General features: G+C 58.3%; 18 protein-coding genes. 12 read left to right on the forward strand and 6 right to left on the reverse strand.

Annotation, left to right across the window (positions count from 1 at the left end; all coding sequences use genetic code 11):
• Nucleotides 1-212: DUF455 family protein (locus JWQ61_RS11910; RefSeq protein ID WP_304360715.1), on the forward strand; the 212-nt coding region annotated here is incomplete at its 5' end.
• Here JWQ61_RS11910 and JWQ61_RS11915 read toward each other — a convergent pair.
• From JWQ61_RS11915 to JWQ61_RS11930, 4 genes are read right to left on the reverse strand one after another with little or no spacing between them, the layout of a single operon-like run.
• Nucleotides 206-754 (reverse strand): RDD family protein, encoded by a 549-nt coding sequence (locus tag JWQ61_RS11915; protein WP_304360728.1) that lies wholly within the window; start codon nt 752-754, stop codon nt 206-208. The two genes, JWQ61_RS11910 and JWQ61_RS11915, sit on opposite strands and share 7 nt — an antisense overlap.
• Complete coding sequence (locus tag JWQ61_RS11920; RefSeq protein ID WP_304360716.1) at nt 751-1458, reverse strand: DUF3106 domain-containing protein; 708 nt, start codon at nt 1456-1458, stop codon at nt 751-753. Before JWQ61_RS11920 ends, JWQ61_RS11915 begins: the two co-directional genes overlap by 4 nt.
• Nucleotides 1455-1868, reverse strand: a complete 414-nt coding sequence (locus JWQ61_RS11925; protein ID WP_061539368.1) for a DUF3619 family protein — start codon at nt 1866-1868, stop codon at nt 1455-1457. Before JWQ61_RS11925 ends, JWQ61_RS11920 begins: the two co-directional genes overlap by 4 nt.
• The gene (locus tag JWQ61_RS11930; RefSeq protein ID WP_014005246.1) at nt 1865-2434 is read right to left on the reverse strand and encodes an RNA polymerase sigma factor; all 570 of its coding nucleotides are present in this window, start codon (nt 2432-2434) and stop codon (nt 1865-1867) included. Before JWQ61_RS11930 ends, JWQ61_RS11925 begins: the two co-directional genes overlap by 4 nt.
• 624 nt (nt 2435-3058) lie before the next feature.
• Between JWQ61_RS11930 and JWQ61_RS11935 the strand changes: the two genes are divergently transcribed.
• From JWQ61_RS11935 to JWQ61_RS11985, 11 genes are all read left to right on the forward strand, one after another.
• On the forward strand, nt 3059-4786 hold the full coding sequence (locus JWQ61_RS11935; RefSeq protein ID WP_304360717.1) for an acetolactate synthase 3 catalytic subunit: 1728 nt from the start codon (nt 3059-3061) through the stop codon (nt 4784-4786).
• A 2-nt stretch (nt 4787-4788) separates the two neighbouring features.
• A complete protein-coding gene (ilvN, locus tag JWQ61_RS11940; RefSeq protein WP_014005248.1) occupies nt 4789-5280 on the forward strand; it encodes an acetolactate synthase small subunit in 492 nt (163 codons plus the stop codon).
• Between the two features lie 88 nt (nt 5281-5368).
• A complete protein-coding gene (gene ilvC, locus JWQ61_RS11945) occupies nt 5369-6385 on the forward strand; it encodes a ketol-acid reductoisomerase (protein WP_061539370.1) in 1017 nt (338 codons plus the stop codon).
• Between the two features lie 282 nt (nt 6386-6667).
• Nucleotides 6668-7618 carry an ion transporter gene (locus tag JWQ61_RS11950; RefSeq protein WP_304360718.1) on the forward strand — a complete coding sequence of 317 codons (951 nt, stop codon included), beginning with the start codon at nt 6668-6670 and terminating at the stop codon, nt 7616-7618.
• A gap of 157 nt (nt 7619-7775) precedes the next feature.
• Nucleotides 7776-8528: an SIMPL domain-containing protein gene (locus JWQ61_RS11955; protein ID WP_304360719.1), complete on the forward strand. Its 753-nt coding sequence runs from the start codon at nt 7776-7778 to the stop codon at nt 8526-8528.
• On the forward strand, nt 8525-8716 hold the full coding sequence (locus tag JWQ61_RS11960; protein WP_304360720.1) for a hypothetical protein: 192 nt from the start codon (nt 8525-8527) through the stop codon (nt 8714-8716). The genes JWQ61_RS11955 and JWQ61_RS11960 overlap by 4 nt, the downstream gene beginning before the upstream one ends.
• A 225-nt stretch (nt 8717-8941) precedes the next feature.
• Nucleotides 8942-9091, forward strand: a complete 150-nt coding sequence (locus JWQ61_RS11965; protein ID WP_304360721.1) for a hypothetical protein — start codon at nt 8942-8944, stop codon at nt 9089-9091.
• Between the two features lie 46 nt (nt 9092-9137).
• A complete protein-coding gene (locus JWQ61_RS11970) occupies nt 9138-9782 on the forward strand; it encodes a phosphatidylserine decarboxylase (protein ID WP_304360722.1) in 645 nt (214 codons plus the stop codon).
• A 42-nt stretch (nt 9783-9824) separates the two neighbouring features.
• A complete protein-coding gene (pssA, locus tag JWQ61_RS11975; protein ID WP_304360723.1) occupies nt 9825-10703 on the forward strand; it encodes a CDP-diacylglycerol--serine O-phosphatidyltransferase in 879 nt (292 codons plus the stop codon).
• Nucleotides 10704-10816: 113 nt separating this feature from the next.
• A complete protein-coding gene (gene lysM / locus JWQ61_RS11980) occupies nt 10817-11290 on the forward strand; it encodes a peptidoglycan-binding protein LysM (protein ID WP_304360724.1) in 474 nt (157 codons plus the stop codon).
• A 135-nt stretch (nt 11291-11425) separates the two neighbouring features.
• Nucleotides 11426-12976, forward strand: a complete 1551-nt coding sequence (locus JWQ61_RS11985; RefSeq protein ID WP_304360725.1) for a 2-isopropylmalate synthase — start codon at nt 11426-11428, stop codon at nt 12974-12976.
• Nucleotides 12977-13091: 115 nt separating this feature from the next.
• Here the strand turns inward: JWQ61_RS11985 and JWQ61_RS11990 are convergent, their stop codons facing one another.
• Both JWQ61_RS11990 and JWQ61_RS11995 read right to left on the reverse strand, forming a co-directional pair.
• The gene (locus JWQ61_RS11990; RefSeq protein WP_304360726.1) at nt 13092-13757 is read right to left on the reverse strand and encodes a gamma-glutamylcyclotransferase; all 666 of its coding nucleotides are present in this window, start codon (nt 13755-13757) and stop codon (nt 13092-13094) included.
• Between the two features lie 113 nt (nt 13758-13870).
• Nucleotides 13871-14362, reverse strand: a 492-nt coding sequence (locus tag JWQ61_RS11995; protein WP_304360727.1) for a carbohydrate kinase family protein, incomplete at its 5' end; no start/stop codon positions are given.

Below are 14362 nucleotides of genomic sequence, written 5' to 3' on the forward strand. Positions count from 1 at the left end.
ACGTGGCGATCGGCAACCGCTGGTATGGCTGGCTGTGCCAGGCGCGCGGGCTGGAGCCGCTGGCGACATTCGCCGCCCTGGTGGTACAGCACCAAGCGCCGCAGTTGCGCGGACCGTTCAATATGGAGGCGAGGAGGGCGGCCGGTTTTTCCGAATCGGAATTGCAGGCCCTGCTACAGGAAATGAGAGCAGGCTTAGGCCCGCCTCAGTGATACCACTTGTGCTTGCCGGGACGTTTGGCGATTTCTGCCATGTCGACCAGCCTGGTGCCGGCGATGCGGTCATGCAGGAACTGGCGCTGCGGATCGAGATAGATGGTCAGCGCCCACAGCAGGAAATTGGCGGCCGGGATCCAGACCAGCATCCAGGTATGCGCGCCCAGCGCCCACGCCAACGCCAGTCCGGGCAGGAACCAGCACCAGCTGAGCAGGAAGCGGATGGCGGCGCGGCCGGCCTTGACTGCGCTGCCGTCGCGGTTGACCAGCTGGATGCGCCAGGTTTTCATGGCCAGCGTTTGTCCGCCGTGGCTCCAGCACCAGACGAAATACAGGGTCAGCACGATGAACAGCCAGGCTTGCTGGGCGTGCCGCAGGTAAAGCGCGTGGCGCTGCTGCAGCAAGGTCGAGAAAATCCAGCCCGAGATGAACAGGATGCCGAACAGCAGCATCGATTCATACATGATGCTGCCGAAACGGCGTTTCAGCGATGGCGTCTGCTGCTGGCTGGAGAGCTGGGTTGTTGCCAAAATGCTTATTTCGCGGTAGGCGCCAGCACCGGGGCCGGCGTCGTCGCGGGAGCCGCCACCACAGCCTGTTCCTGGCCGTTCGGCGGCGTCAGGCTGACAGGCGCTGCAGGCTTAGGCTTGTTGAGTTTGGTCGGCGGCATCGTGGTCACCCGTTTGTGACTGGGCGTGGCTTGTTCCGCCAGCTCCTTTTTTTGCTGCTCCGACAATTGCTGGTACTGCTGCCAGCGCAAGGCGCGTTGCTCGGTATCGAGCTTGTTGGCGCGCGCATAATTTTCGCGCGCGATACGGCGTTGTTCCGGAGTCAATGTTACCCAGCCGCGCATCCTGGCCTGCAGTCTTTCCTGCTCGGCCGGCGTCATGCTGGCGTAGCGGTTGCTGATTTCCAGCCATTTCTTGCGGGTAACCGGCTTCAGCTTGTTCCAGTCGCCGGCCAGCGGTTCCAGCACATGCTGCTGGACAGCGCTCAGTTCATTCCAGTTAGGCGCGGTGATGCCCACCACTTTGGTCATTTTAGGAGGCGGCAGCGGGGCCGGCTTGATGACGCTGATCACAGCCGGCTGTATGGCTGCTGCAGGCTGCGCCGCGGCCTGGGTCGATGCGAGCGGTCCTAGCACTGCCAGCGCGGCGGCGCCGCTCACCAGCAGCGCGCAGGCGGCGCCGATCAGGCGTTTGCGGCGGCTGCCCAGCAGCCTGGAGGAAGGTGTTGGGGTCATTGGTCTTGCTGCTGTTGCTGGGCGAGATAAGCGCTGAAGCCGTTATCCAGGTAAGCCGACGGCGGCAGTTCGTCCGACAGCACGGCGGCGTCGATGTCGGCGGTGTCGTTGATCCGGTGTTGTTGTTCGTATTGATACAAACCCGACAGCAGCAGCATGCCGACCAGTATCGGCGCGGCCACGCCGAGCCGCGTCAGCCAGGACAGGCGGTCGCCGAAAAAGCTGCCGGCGTCGCCCGCCAGCACGCCTTGGCGCGCCAGTACGCGGGTCGGGGCATCTTTTTTCTTGCGCGCCATGGCCGCCTTGCGGGCAGCCGCCAGGCGGTCGGCGGTAGGGGCCGGCAAATGGTCCAGATTTTCATTCAGTGCATGCCGCACCTTGAAAGCGAAATTGATTTGTTTGTGGTTCATAAACTGATTCCTTTGGCCTTGAGCGAAAGCGCCAGAGTGTGCGTTGCGCGAGAGCAGTGCGTCTTTACGCTGCCTTCCGAGCATCCCATTGCGGCCGCGGTCTCGGCAACATCCATGTCCTCCCAATAACGCATCAGGAAGGCTTCCCGTTGACGTGCGGGCAGCTTCTGTACTTCCTCGTCGATGATGTTGAGAATTTGCTCACGTTCCAGCTTGTTGGCGCTCGATTCGGTCGCTTGCGAATCTTCATCCGATTCGAAGGTCTCCAGGACGTCGTAATCCTCGTCGTTGGCGTTGTTGCGCCCCATGCTGGAAAACAGGCTGACCCAGGTGTTGCGCACTTTTTCCCTACGGAAATAGTCGTGGATCGTATTCTGCAAGATGCGCTGGAACAGCATCGGCAACTCGGCCGCGGGTTTGTCGCCGTATTTTTCCGCCAGCTTGATCATCGCATCCTGGACGATGTCGAGCGCGGATTCATCCTTGCGGACGGCGTACACCGCCTGCTTGAAAGCCCGGCGTTCTACGTTTTCAAGGAAATCGGAAAGTTCTTTATCGGTGGCCATGCATCGCGGCGAATTGGGTCATACACTACTGCTGATTCAAGATTCTCAAGATTCTGTTATGCGGCCGGAACACGGTCAAGCGCGGGGAGGCCCCGATGCTGACTGGTTTGCGCTAGCCGCCCTTGGCGTGTGCCCGGAAATCGCGATTCGCCTTGCCTTCATAAACGATGGCTTACGATTAATTTCCAGACTGGCCGAATCCTAGCAAAAAAGGCGAGGGTTGTGGGCAAATCTACTGCAAAAGACACGATTTAACCCGGATTTCATGTAATTTGGCTTGACCAGAATGAAACTACGCATTATGGTAGCTATCCACTTCAGAACCCTGGGGTGCAAGCCTTTTCGCTGACGACTCAAGATGTTGTTCAACGGACAGGCATGCTTCACATTTGTAAGCTGTTTGCTCCAACCCGTGCCACAAGCGCGAGAAACAGGCAACGGCGTAATCAGAATTTTCGGCCGAACGAGTAGCGTTTAGCGCCATTTTGAATCGTATCTACGGCTACGCAACGGAATGACGTGATCGCACAAAAAAGGGACGCCGTGGCACTGGTACGCTGCGCCATTTCGTCAGGAAAGAGCATCCGATCAATTTCCAATGGACCTTGAAAGGATCTAGTCATCATGAGCAAAGATACAAACCTGCCTGTTACCGGCGCGGAAATTCTCGTGCGCTGCCTGGCGGAAGAGGGTGTCGAACACGTGTTCGGTTATCCCGGTGGCGCTGTGCTGTACATCTACGACGCCATATTCCAGCAAGAAAAATTCCAGCATATCCTGGTACGACATGAGCAAGCTGCGATCCATGCAGCCGATGCCTATTCCCGCAGCTCGAACAAGGTTGGCGTGGCGATTGTCACGTCCGGCCCCGGCGTCACCAATGCGGTGACCGGCCTGGCCACGGCCTACATGGACTCGATCCCGATGGTGGTGATTTCGGGCCAGGTGCCTTCGTATGCGATCGGCGAAGACGCGTTCCAGGAATGCGACACGGTCGGCATCACCCGCCCGTGCGTCAAGCACAACTTCCTGGTCAAGGATGTCAAGGATTTGGCATCGACCATCAAGAAGGCGTTTTTTATCGCCAGCACCGGCCGTCCCGGCCCGGTATTGGTGGATATCCCTAAAGACATCACCATGCACCGCCACGTTTTCGACTATCCGAAGGAAGTTGAAATGCGTTCCTACAAGCCGGTCGACAAAGGCCACTCGGGACAGATCCGCAAAGCGGTGCAACTGCTGCTGACCGCCGAACGGCCGATGATCTACGCCGGCGGCGGCGTGATCCTGGCGAATGCCTCGCCTGAGCTGAACAAGCTGGTGGATCGCCTGGGCTACCCATGCACCACCACCCTGATGGGCCTGGGCGGCTACAAGTCGTCGAGCGACAAGTTTGTCGGCATGCCCGGCATGCACGGCACTTACGAAGCCAACATGGCGATGCAGAACAGCGATGTGCTGATCGCCATCGGCGCCCGCTTCGACGACCGCGTGATCGGCAATCCGAAGAATTTCACTTCGGTCTCGCGCAAGATCATCCATATCGATATCGACCCGTCGTCGATTTCCAAGCGGGTCAAGGTCGACATTCCGATCGTCGGCAACGTCAAGGATGTGCTGCAGGAACTGCTGGCGCAGCTGGACGCCGCAGAGACCCGGCAGAATACGTCGGCGCTGTCGAGCTGGTGGAAGCAGATCGAGGAATGGCGCGGCCGCGACTGCCTCAAGTTTGCCGATTCGAACGAAGTCATCAAGCCGCAGGCCGTGGTGCAAAAAGTATGGCAGATCACCGACGGCGACGCTTTCATCACCTCCGACGTCGGCCAGCACCAGATGTGGGCGGCGCAGTACTACGGCTTCGACAAGCCGCGCCGCTGGATCAACTCCGGCGGCCTTGGCACCATGGGCGTCGGCTTGCCGTATGCGATGGGCGTGCAGATGGCCAATCCCGGTGCGACCGTGGCCTGCATCACCGGCGAAGCCTCGATCCAGATGTGCATCCAGGAACTGGCTACCTGCAAGCAGTATCACCTGACGCCGAAGATCATCCTGCTCAACAACCGCTTCCTCGGAATGGTCCGGCAATGGCAGCAGATCGATTACGGTTCGCGCTATTCCGAGTCCTACATGGATTCGCTGCCGGACTTCACCAAGCTGGCGGAATCGTTCGGCCACGTCGGCATGAAGATCGAGAAGCCGGGCGACGTCGACGGCGCGCTGAAAGAGGCCTTCGGTCTGAAAGATCGCCTGGTATTCATGAATTTCATTACGGATCAAACCGAAAACGTCTGGCCTATGGTCAAGGCGGGCAAGGGCTTGACTGAAATGCTGCTCGGTTCGGAGGATCTGTAATCATGCGACATATCGTTTCTGTATTGCTGGAAAATGAAGCGGGCGCCTTGTCGCGCGTGGTCGGCCTGTTTTCCGCCCGCGGCTACAACATCGAGACATTGACGGTCGCACCGACCGAAGATGCAACCTTGTCACGCATGACCATCGTGACAAGCGGTTCGGATGACGTGATCGAACAGATCACCAAGCACCTGAACCGTCTGATTGAAGTCGTCAAAGTGGTCGACCTGACCGAAGGCGCACATATCGAACGCGAGCTGATGCTGATCAAGGTGCGCGCGGTCGGCAAGGAACGCGAAGAGATGAAGCGCACCGCGGACATTTTCCGCGGCCGCATCATCGACGTCACCGACAAGTCCTATACCCTGGAACTGACAGGCAACAAGGGCAAGCTGGATGCGTTCATCGATTCGATCGACCGCGCGGCGATCCTGGAAACCGTCCGTACCGGCGGCTCTGGCATCGGCCGCGGCGAACGCATCCTCAAAGTTTAAATAAAGTTTAAATAATTAGTCATCGCGCTGAAACGTTCGGTGCGAATCACATCAAGATTTACATCAAATTACATATATAGGATCAAAAATGAAAGTTTTCTACGACAAAGACAGCGACCTCTCCCTGATCAAAGGCAAGAACGTTGCCATCATCGGTTACGGTTCGCAGGGCCATGCCCATGCACAAAACCTGAACGATTCCGGCGTCAAGGTCACTGTCGGCCTGCGCAAGGGCGGCGCATCGTGGGACAAGGCCAAGAACGCCGGCCTGAACGTGGCTGAAGTCAACGACGCGGTGAAAGCCGCCGATGTCATCATGATCCTGCTGCCGGACGAAAACATCGCTCAGGTCTATGCGGAGAACGTCGCGCCGCACGCCAAGCAAGGCGCCACGCTGGCCTTCGCCCACGGCTTCAACGTGCACTACGGCCAAGTCGTGCCGCGCGCCGACCTGGACGTCATCATGATCGCTCCTAAGGCGCCAGGCCACACTGTCCGCGCCACCTATACCCAGGGTGGCGGCGTGCCGCACCTGATCGCGGTTTACCAGGACAAGTCCGGCAGCGCCCGCGACATCGCCTTGTCGTACGCAACCGCCAACGGCGGCGGCCGCGCCGGCATCATCGAAACCAACTTCCGCGAAGAAACCGAAACCGATCTGTTCGGCGAGCAAGCCGTGTTGTGCGGCGGCGCGGTGGAACTGATCAAGGCCGGTTTCGAAACCCTGGTGGAAGCCGGCTACGCGCCTGAAATGGCTTACTTCGAGTGCTTGCACGAACTGAAGCTGATCGTTGACCTGATCTATGAAGGCGGCATCGCCAACATGAACTACTCGATCTCCAACAACGCTGAATACGGCGAATATGTCACCGGCCCGCGCATCGTGACCGAAGACACCAAGAACGCCATGCGCCAGTGCCTGAAAGACATCCAGACCGGCGAATACGCGAAGAGCTTCATCCTGGAAAACAAGGCTGGCGCGCCGACCCTGATTTCCCGTCGCCGCATCACAGCCGAGCATCAAATCGAGCAGGTTGGCGAACAACTGCGCGGCATGATGCCATGGATTAAAAAGAACAAGATGGTTGACCAGTCGAAGAACTAAGCTGGGCTCTCTTGTTTTGAGGGCAGGCATCATGCAGCAAGCGCCTGCATGCGCTTGCTGGGCAGGGCGGCGCAAAGCGGTGCTTTGCGAAACCCCGCCCAGCCTGCCTTGGATCAAAAAGAACAAGATGGTTGACCAGTCGAAGAACTGATCGGATTTCTTTTGATTCGATAAAAAAGGACGGCGATGCCGTCCTTTTTCTTTTCCAGAGACAGCGATTGACCCGCAACCATACATTGTTTAGATTGTGGCATCGTCAATCGAGTAATTTTCCTGGGCAATATGGCAACTAATACAATCGGCAGCAAATTCGGCAAGCCCGACCGCGGCTGGCGGGAGCGTCTGTACACGATTATTTTTGAAGCCGACACCGCCGCCGGACGCCGCTTCGATACCGCCTTGCTGGTCATCATCGTACTCAGCGTCGCGACCGTGATCATCGACAGCGTCGGCGCCGTGCGTTCGCGCGATTTCCTGGCGCTGAATATCCTGGAATGGCTGTTCACCATCCTGTTCACCGTCGAGTACGTGGTGCGCCTGCTGTGCGTCAAGCATCCCTTGCGTTATGCCCTCAGCCTGTTCGGCATCATCGACCTGGTGTCCATCCTGCCGACCTACCTGGCGATCCTGCTGCCGGAATTCCATTTCCTGATCGACGTCCGCCTGTTGCGCATGCTGCGCGTCTTCCGCGTGATGAAGCTGCCGCGTTATTTCGACGAATCGCAGATCCTGCTGCAGGCGCTGCGCAACAGCCGCCACAAGATCCTGGTGTTCCTGGGCGTGGTGCTGATCATGAGCGTGATCCTGGGCACCATCATGTATGTGATCGAAGGGCCGGAGAACGGCTTCACCAGCATCCCGGTCGGCATGTACTGGTCGATCGTGACGCTCACCACCACCGGCTATGGCGACATCCACCCGAAAACGCCGATGGGCCAGCTGATTACTTCCTGCGCCATGCTGCTGGGCTACGGCATCATCGCCTTGCCGACCGGGATCGTCGGCGTGGAACTGGCGATGACCATGATGAAGGGCACGCCGACCACCCGTACTTGCACCCATTGCCTGACCGAAGGACATGAAGCCGATTCCCTGTTTTGCAAACACTGCGGCGAGAAGCTGGAACCCTATCAATACGATGCTGCCGCGGCCGGCGCCGATCCGTTCAACAAGCTCGCGGAATTCAAAGGCCGCATGGGGCTTAATGTGCACCAGGACCCACCGAAAAAATAAGGCCGATGCAAGGCTTTTTGCGGTCTTGCGTTTGCCACTAACTACAGGCAATATTGTCAGCGAACTAATTCGACAGAACACAATCGAAGGTTGGTCTGTAATTGATAGTCTTTGGGGCGCACTTCCGGTAGCGCTCCATTTTTTCTTGGAGAAGAATATGTCGCGATCACGCAAATTGATGCTGTCGTCACTGCTGGCTGCAACGGGTTTCGCCGCGCACGCCCAGGCGCCGACCAGCGGTACCCTGGTAGTAGTGCCTGCCTATGGCGAAGTCAAGCATGCCAACGATCAGGTAAGGATCACGTTCAACGTTGAAGAGCAGGACAAAGACAAAGCGGCGGCTGCTTCCCGCGTCAACCTGAAGATGAAGCAGGGCACCGATATCCTCAAGCGCCAGGATCCGCAAGCGATCTTGCAGACGCGCGGCTATTACACCTACCCGGTTTATCCGGAAGACCAGCCGCAGCCGCGCGGCAATGCCAATAAGCCGCGCCAACCGACCGGCTGGCGCGTCGGCCAGTACCTGGACGCCACCACGACCAACCTGAACAACCTGCCGAAAACGGTAGCCGCGGTGCAAAGCATCCTCGGCCTCAACGGCTTGTATTTCGGCCTGAGCGACGCCACCAGCAAAAAACTGGATGACCAGCGCATCGCCGCCACCTACCAGAACCTGACCGAGCGCATTTCTTCGATTGCCCGCGCCATGGGCCGCAATGTATCGGATGCCGTGCTCGATACGGTGGATTTCGAAGGCTCCGGCAACTATGCCCAGGAAGCGGCGGCGCCGAAAGCGATGATGATGCGCGCAGCATCCATGAACGACTCGGCCCAGGTGGAAGAACCTAGTTTCGAACCGGGTGAAACCACCTTGAACATGCGCCTGGTTGCCAAGTACCGCTTCAAATGAGCCGCCTGACTGTCTTCAGCCTGATCCTGGGCATGGCCTTGGCGTTGGCCGGCTGCAAGCCGTCAGCGCCGACGCCGCAAGTCTTCAAGGCCCAGACCGATGCGCTGGAAAAGGCAAAAGGGGTTGAACAGCAGCTGCAGCAAGCCCAGGACAAGGCGAAGGCAGCGGAAGAGGAACAGCAGAAATAAGAAAAAGAAGCTGGGGCGCCTGCCCCGGCTTCTTTTTTTGCGATATTCCGCCGGTTTGCGCTGGTTTGTTGTTATATTAAAAATATTTTCCCGGTTATATTTACCCAGGCTAATAAAATCGAGCGAAAAGCTTGGTCTTTTTATACAATGCCAAGGCGCTGTTTCTTTCGCTGAACATCCGGACCACTGATATCATGCAGGCGGTCTCAAATCACCGATTTACCAGTGTTTATTAATCAAGAAGCGAATCAAGAAGCGAATCAAGAAACGAATCAAGAAACGAATCAAGAAGCGGCACGGGGGCTGGCAGAACTGGCTTCGCGCCTCCCGGCAAGCAATAAAGCAGCAGGTTACATTTATTTCCCGCTCGACTAGAATAGCCACGCTTTCAAATTTCCACCATTTACCCAGATAATCCGGAGTGCAGTTGAATAATTACCCCCATCCTATTATTGCCCGCGAGGGTTGGCCGTTTTTGGGCATCGCCTTTGCGGTCGCGCTGCTGATCACGTTTTTCTCTCTTGCATGGTCGCTGCCATTCTGGATTATTGCTTTATTCGTATTGCAGTTTTTCCGCGATCCGGCCCGCGTGATTCCGCAGAACCCCGCCGCGGTGCTGTCGCCGGCCGATGGCCGCATCGTCGTCGTGGAAAAAACCATGGATCCTTACGCCAATCGCGAAGCCCTGAAGATCAGCGTCTTCATGAACGTATTCAATGTCCATTCGAATCGCGCGCCGGTCGACGGCAAGATTGAGAAGGTAGAGTATTTCCCGGGCAAGTTCGTCAACGCCGATCTCGACAAGGCGTCGATCGAAAACGAGCGCAACGCCCTGGTCATCACCGCCGCCAACGGCCAGACCGTGACTTGCGTGCAGGTCGCCGGCCTGATTGCGCGCCGCATCCTGTGTTACGTCAAGGTGGCCGACGTGCTGGCGCGCGGCCAGCGCTACGGTTTCATCCGCTTCGGTTCGCGGGTCGACGTGTACCTGCCGCTGACAGCGACGCCCAAGGTTGCCGTGGGCGACAAGGTATCCGCCACCGAGACTATCCTGGCCGAGTTTTAAGCAGTGTTGCTGGTAATCAGAGTCGATTGAAACGGAACTTACATGGCCACATTCAAGCGCCGTAAAGCGAAGAACAATATCGCGCAGTTCCCCAAGGCGCTGCGCCCGAACAAGAACGCAGAACGCAGCGAATACCTGGACCAGGATGCGGCGGACAACAACCCTCCGGTCCGGCGCCGGCGCGGCATCTACCTGCTGCCGAACGCCTTCACCACGGCAGCGCTGTTCTGCGGTTTTTATGCAATCGTGATGGCGATGAACCTGCGCTTCGACCAGGCTTCGATCGCGATCTTCGTGGCGATGGTGCTGGACAGCCTGGACGGCCGCGTGGCGCGCCTGACCAATACCCAGAGCGAATTCGGCGCGCAGTACGACAGCCTGTCGGACATGGTGTCGTTCGGCGCCGCGCCGGCGCTGGTGGTGTATGAGTGGTCCTTGCGCGGCATGGGCAAGCTGGGCTGGCTGGCGGCTTTTGTATATTGCGCCGGCGGCGCCTTGCGCCTGGCGCGCTTCAACACCAATATCGCGGTGGTCGACAAACGCTATTTCCAGGGTTTGCCCAGCCCTGCGGCAGCGGCCCTGGTGGCCGGTTTTGTCTGGCTGATGGACGATCTCGGCTTCCGCGGCGCATCGTTGAGCTGGGCGGCGTGGGCGATTACCCTGTACGCTGGCCTGACCATGGTCAGCAATGTCCCGTTTTATAGTTTTAAAGACATCAACCTGCGCAAGCCGATGCCGTTCATCGCAGCTTTCCTGGTGGTGCTGGCGCTGGTGGCGATTTTCAGCGATCCGTCGAAGGTGCTGTTCGGCCTGTTCGTGCTGTACGGCCTGTCCGGTTTCGGCGTGTATTTCTGGCGCTGGTTCAAAGGCAAGCCGGTCAGCATCGTGCAGACGGAACTCGAGCACGACGATAAGGACTAAGGTAATGCCTGTGAAATATTTGTAAGGTTAAATGTTGTTAAACCTTGGGTTGCAAGCAGCACGGTAGCACAGCAAGTGGCATCATACTTTTTCAACTATTACTGGAGAAAAAAATGGGATTACTTTCTTTTTTTAAGGATGCCGGTGAAAAGCTCCTGGGACATAAACCAGCGGAAGTCGCTGCTGCTCCTAATGTCGAAGAACTGCAAAACCAGGCAGCCGACGCGATCAAGGCCTACGTCGGTACGCAAGGCATCGACACCAGCGGCCTGACGCTCGCCTTTGATGCAACCAAATCGGAGGTGACCGTCAGCGGCGAGGCGCCGGACCAGGCGACACGCGAGAAAATCATCCTGTGCTGCGGCAATGTCAAGGATGTCGCCAGCGTGAACAGCGACAATCTGAAGCCTGATGTCGATGAATCGCAATGGTACACCGTGGTCAGCGGCGACAATCTGTCGAAGATTTCCAAGCAGTTCTACAGCGATCCAAACAAATACCAGGCGATTTTCGAAGCCAACAAGCCAATGTTGAAAAGCCCTGATCTGATTTATCCGGGCCAAATGCTGCGTATTCCGCCACAGTAATTCAGATTCAAGCTGAACAGAACCGCCCGCTATGCCCCGGGCGGTTTTTTTACGGCCGCAGCTTTGTTATTTTTATACCGGAATCCGCCAAAGTCTTTAAAATTGATGGTTTACAAGACCAATCAGGAGCACAGCATGGCAGCCAACTCGCCCGAAAAACTGATCATATTCGACACCACCTTGCGCGACGGTGAACAATCGCCCGGCGCATCGATGACCAAGGACGAAAAAATCCGCATCGCCAAGCAGCTGGAGCGGATGAAAGTCGACGTGATCGAAGCCGGGTTTGCGGCTGCTTCCCCTGGCGATTTTGAGGCGATCAAGGCGATCGCCGGCATCATCAAGGATTCCACCGTCTGTTCCCTGTCACGCGCCAACGACAAGGATATTGCGCGCGCCGCCGAGGCGCTGCAGCCGGCCGAACGCAAGCGTATCCATACCTTCTTGGCGACTTCGCCGCTGCACATGGAAAAGAAGCTGCGCATGACGCCGGACCAGGTGTTCGAACAAGCCAAGATGGCGGTGCGCTACGCCCGCAAATTCACCGACGATGTCGAGTTCAGCCCGGAAGACGGCAGCCGCTCCGACATGGATTTCCTGTGCCGGGTGCTGGAAGCGGTGATCACGGAAGGCGCGACTACCATCAACTTCGCCGACACGGTCGGCTACGGCGTGCCGGAACTGTACGGCCAGATGCTGAAGACCCTGCGCGAACGGATTCCGAATTCCGACAAGGCGATCTGGTCGGTGCACTGCCATAACGACCTCGGCATGGCGGTCGCCAATTCACTGGCCGGCGTCATGATCGGCGGCGCGCGCCAGGTCGAATGCACCATCAACGGCCTGGGCGAACGGGCCGGCAACACGGCGCTGGAAGAGATCGTCATGGCGGTGCGAACCCGGCGCGATTACTTCAATCTGGACATCGGCATCGACACCACGCAAATCGTGCCGGCTTCCAAGCTGGTGTCGCAGATCACAGGGTTTGCGGTGCAGCCGAACAAGTCGGTGGTGGGCGCCAATGCCTTTGCGCACGCCTCGGGGATCCATCAGGATGGCGTGCTGAAGGCGCGCGATACCTATGAAATCATGCGCGCCGAAGATGTGGGCTGGAGCGCCAACAAGATCGTGCTGGGCAAGCTGTCGGGGCGCAATGCGTTCAAGCAGCGCCTGGAAGAACTGGGCATCGCGCTCGAATCGGAAACGGAAGTGAACGCGGCTTTTGCGCGCTTCAAGGAGCTGGCGGATCGCAAGTCGGAAATTTTTGACGAAGACATCATTGCCCTGGTTTCGGATGAGCAGCAATCGCACGACAAGGAGTTCTATCGTTTCGTGTCGTTGTCTCAGCATTCCGAGACCGGTGAAAAACCTAGCGCCAAGGTGGTGTTTTCGATCGATGACAAGGAGTCCAGTTGCGAGGGCGAAGGTAACGGGCCGGTAGATGCTATCGTCAACGCCATCGAAACCAAGGTGGCCAGCGGCGCCGAGCTGCTGCTGTTCTCGGTCAATGCGATCACCACCGGCACCCAGTCGCAGGGCGAAGTCACCATGCGCCTGTCCAAGGCCGGCCGCATCGTCAACGGCGTAGGCGCCGACCTGGATATCGTGGTGGCCTCGGCCAAGGCTTACCTGTCAGCGCTCAACAAACTGCATTCGAAGTCCGAGAAACTGAACCCGCAGCTATAGCAGCAGTTAAATGGGGTCAGAGTTTTTTTCGCGGCCTTTGCGAAAATTACTCTGACCCCATTTAACGGACCACGGAGTACGTGCGGCCGCATTCGATAGTCTTCGTTTGCCGTTGCTAATCAGATTCGAGCTGCGCCCACAGTCGCGCCAGATACGGATCGCGAAACCCTTCTTTCAGCAGCCCTTCCAGGGTATACCGCAAATAATCCCTCGCCGGCCCATAAAGCCCGCAAGCGTCGCGCAGGTGAGAAACCACTTTCAGGTCCGGCAAGCGACCCGTGTAGCTTTCGTGCTGGCGGTTCATGACGAACGCCAGCGCCTTGACGCGCGGGCCGTTCTTGCCTTTGAGCTGCATCGGCAGCCAGCGCGGCAGGTAAGCGGCAGTCATCATTTCGCGGCGCCACAGCATTTTCAGTTCGGTTTCGACGCTGATGGCGGGGATGCGGAATGCAATGCCCTGGCAAGAGCCGCCGCGGTCCAGCCCCAGCACCAGGCCGGGATTGTCCCAGGTGCCGCGGTTGATGCGCGAATACAGGTAAAAGCCGCGGTGATAGCCGTATAGCATGGCCGGCACGCGCTCGCTGTATTCCACCATCGGGTTCCAGATCAGCGAACCGTAGCCGAACAGCCAGACATCGCCGTTGGGATCAGGCAGCGAAGCCAGCGCGGCGCGCCAGGAAGCCTCCAGCGCTGCTTCGGACAGCAGGGCAGAGGCAATCGGGGTGTTATCCAGGATAGTCCGCAGGCGGTCCTGTTCAAGATCTTCACGGGTGATGCTCATGGTTACAGAATAAGCCAGATCGGGGGGCTGCAACAAGTGCTTTGCCAATCTCCGTGGTTTAACGGTAATGCATGTATTGCATCATTCTTTGAGGGCAACCAGGGTATGCATTACTAGCTTGATCCCAGTATCTCTTCTACCTGCGCCGCGCGCGGAATCGGCGCCACCGCACCGTAACCGGTGGTCGACAAGGCCGCGCAGACATTGGCGTAGCGGGCAGCGCGAAACGGGTCGTCGCCGGCGCTCAGGCGGGTAATGAAAGCGCCGCCAAAACAATCGCCGGCGCCGGTAGCGTCGACCGCTTCCACGCCATAGGCCGGCACCAGCCGGCGTTCATCAGCGGTCGCGACATAACAGCCTTCGGCGCCAAGCTTGAAAGCGACCAGGCCGATACCGTAAGACAGCAAGGTATCGACAATCGCATCGCGGTCGTCGAGGCCGGTGAGGGCGCTGACGTCGTCCCAGCTGGGCAGGCAGATATCGCACAGCGCAAACGCTTCGCGCATTTTTTCTTGGGCCCGTTCCAGCGGCCACAGTTTCAGGCGCAGGTTGGTGTCGAGCGAGGTGCGTACGCCGTGCTTGCGCGCATGCGCCATCGCCGCCAG

It is taken from the genome of Collimonas fungivorans (genome assembly GCF_028292705.1).
GTDB lineage: Bacteria > Pseudomonadota > Gammaproteobacteria > Burkholderiales > Burkholderiaceae_D > Collimonas > Collimonas fungivorans_B.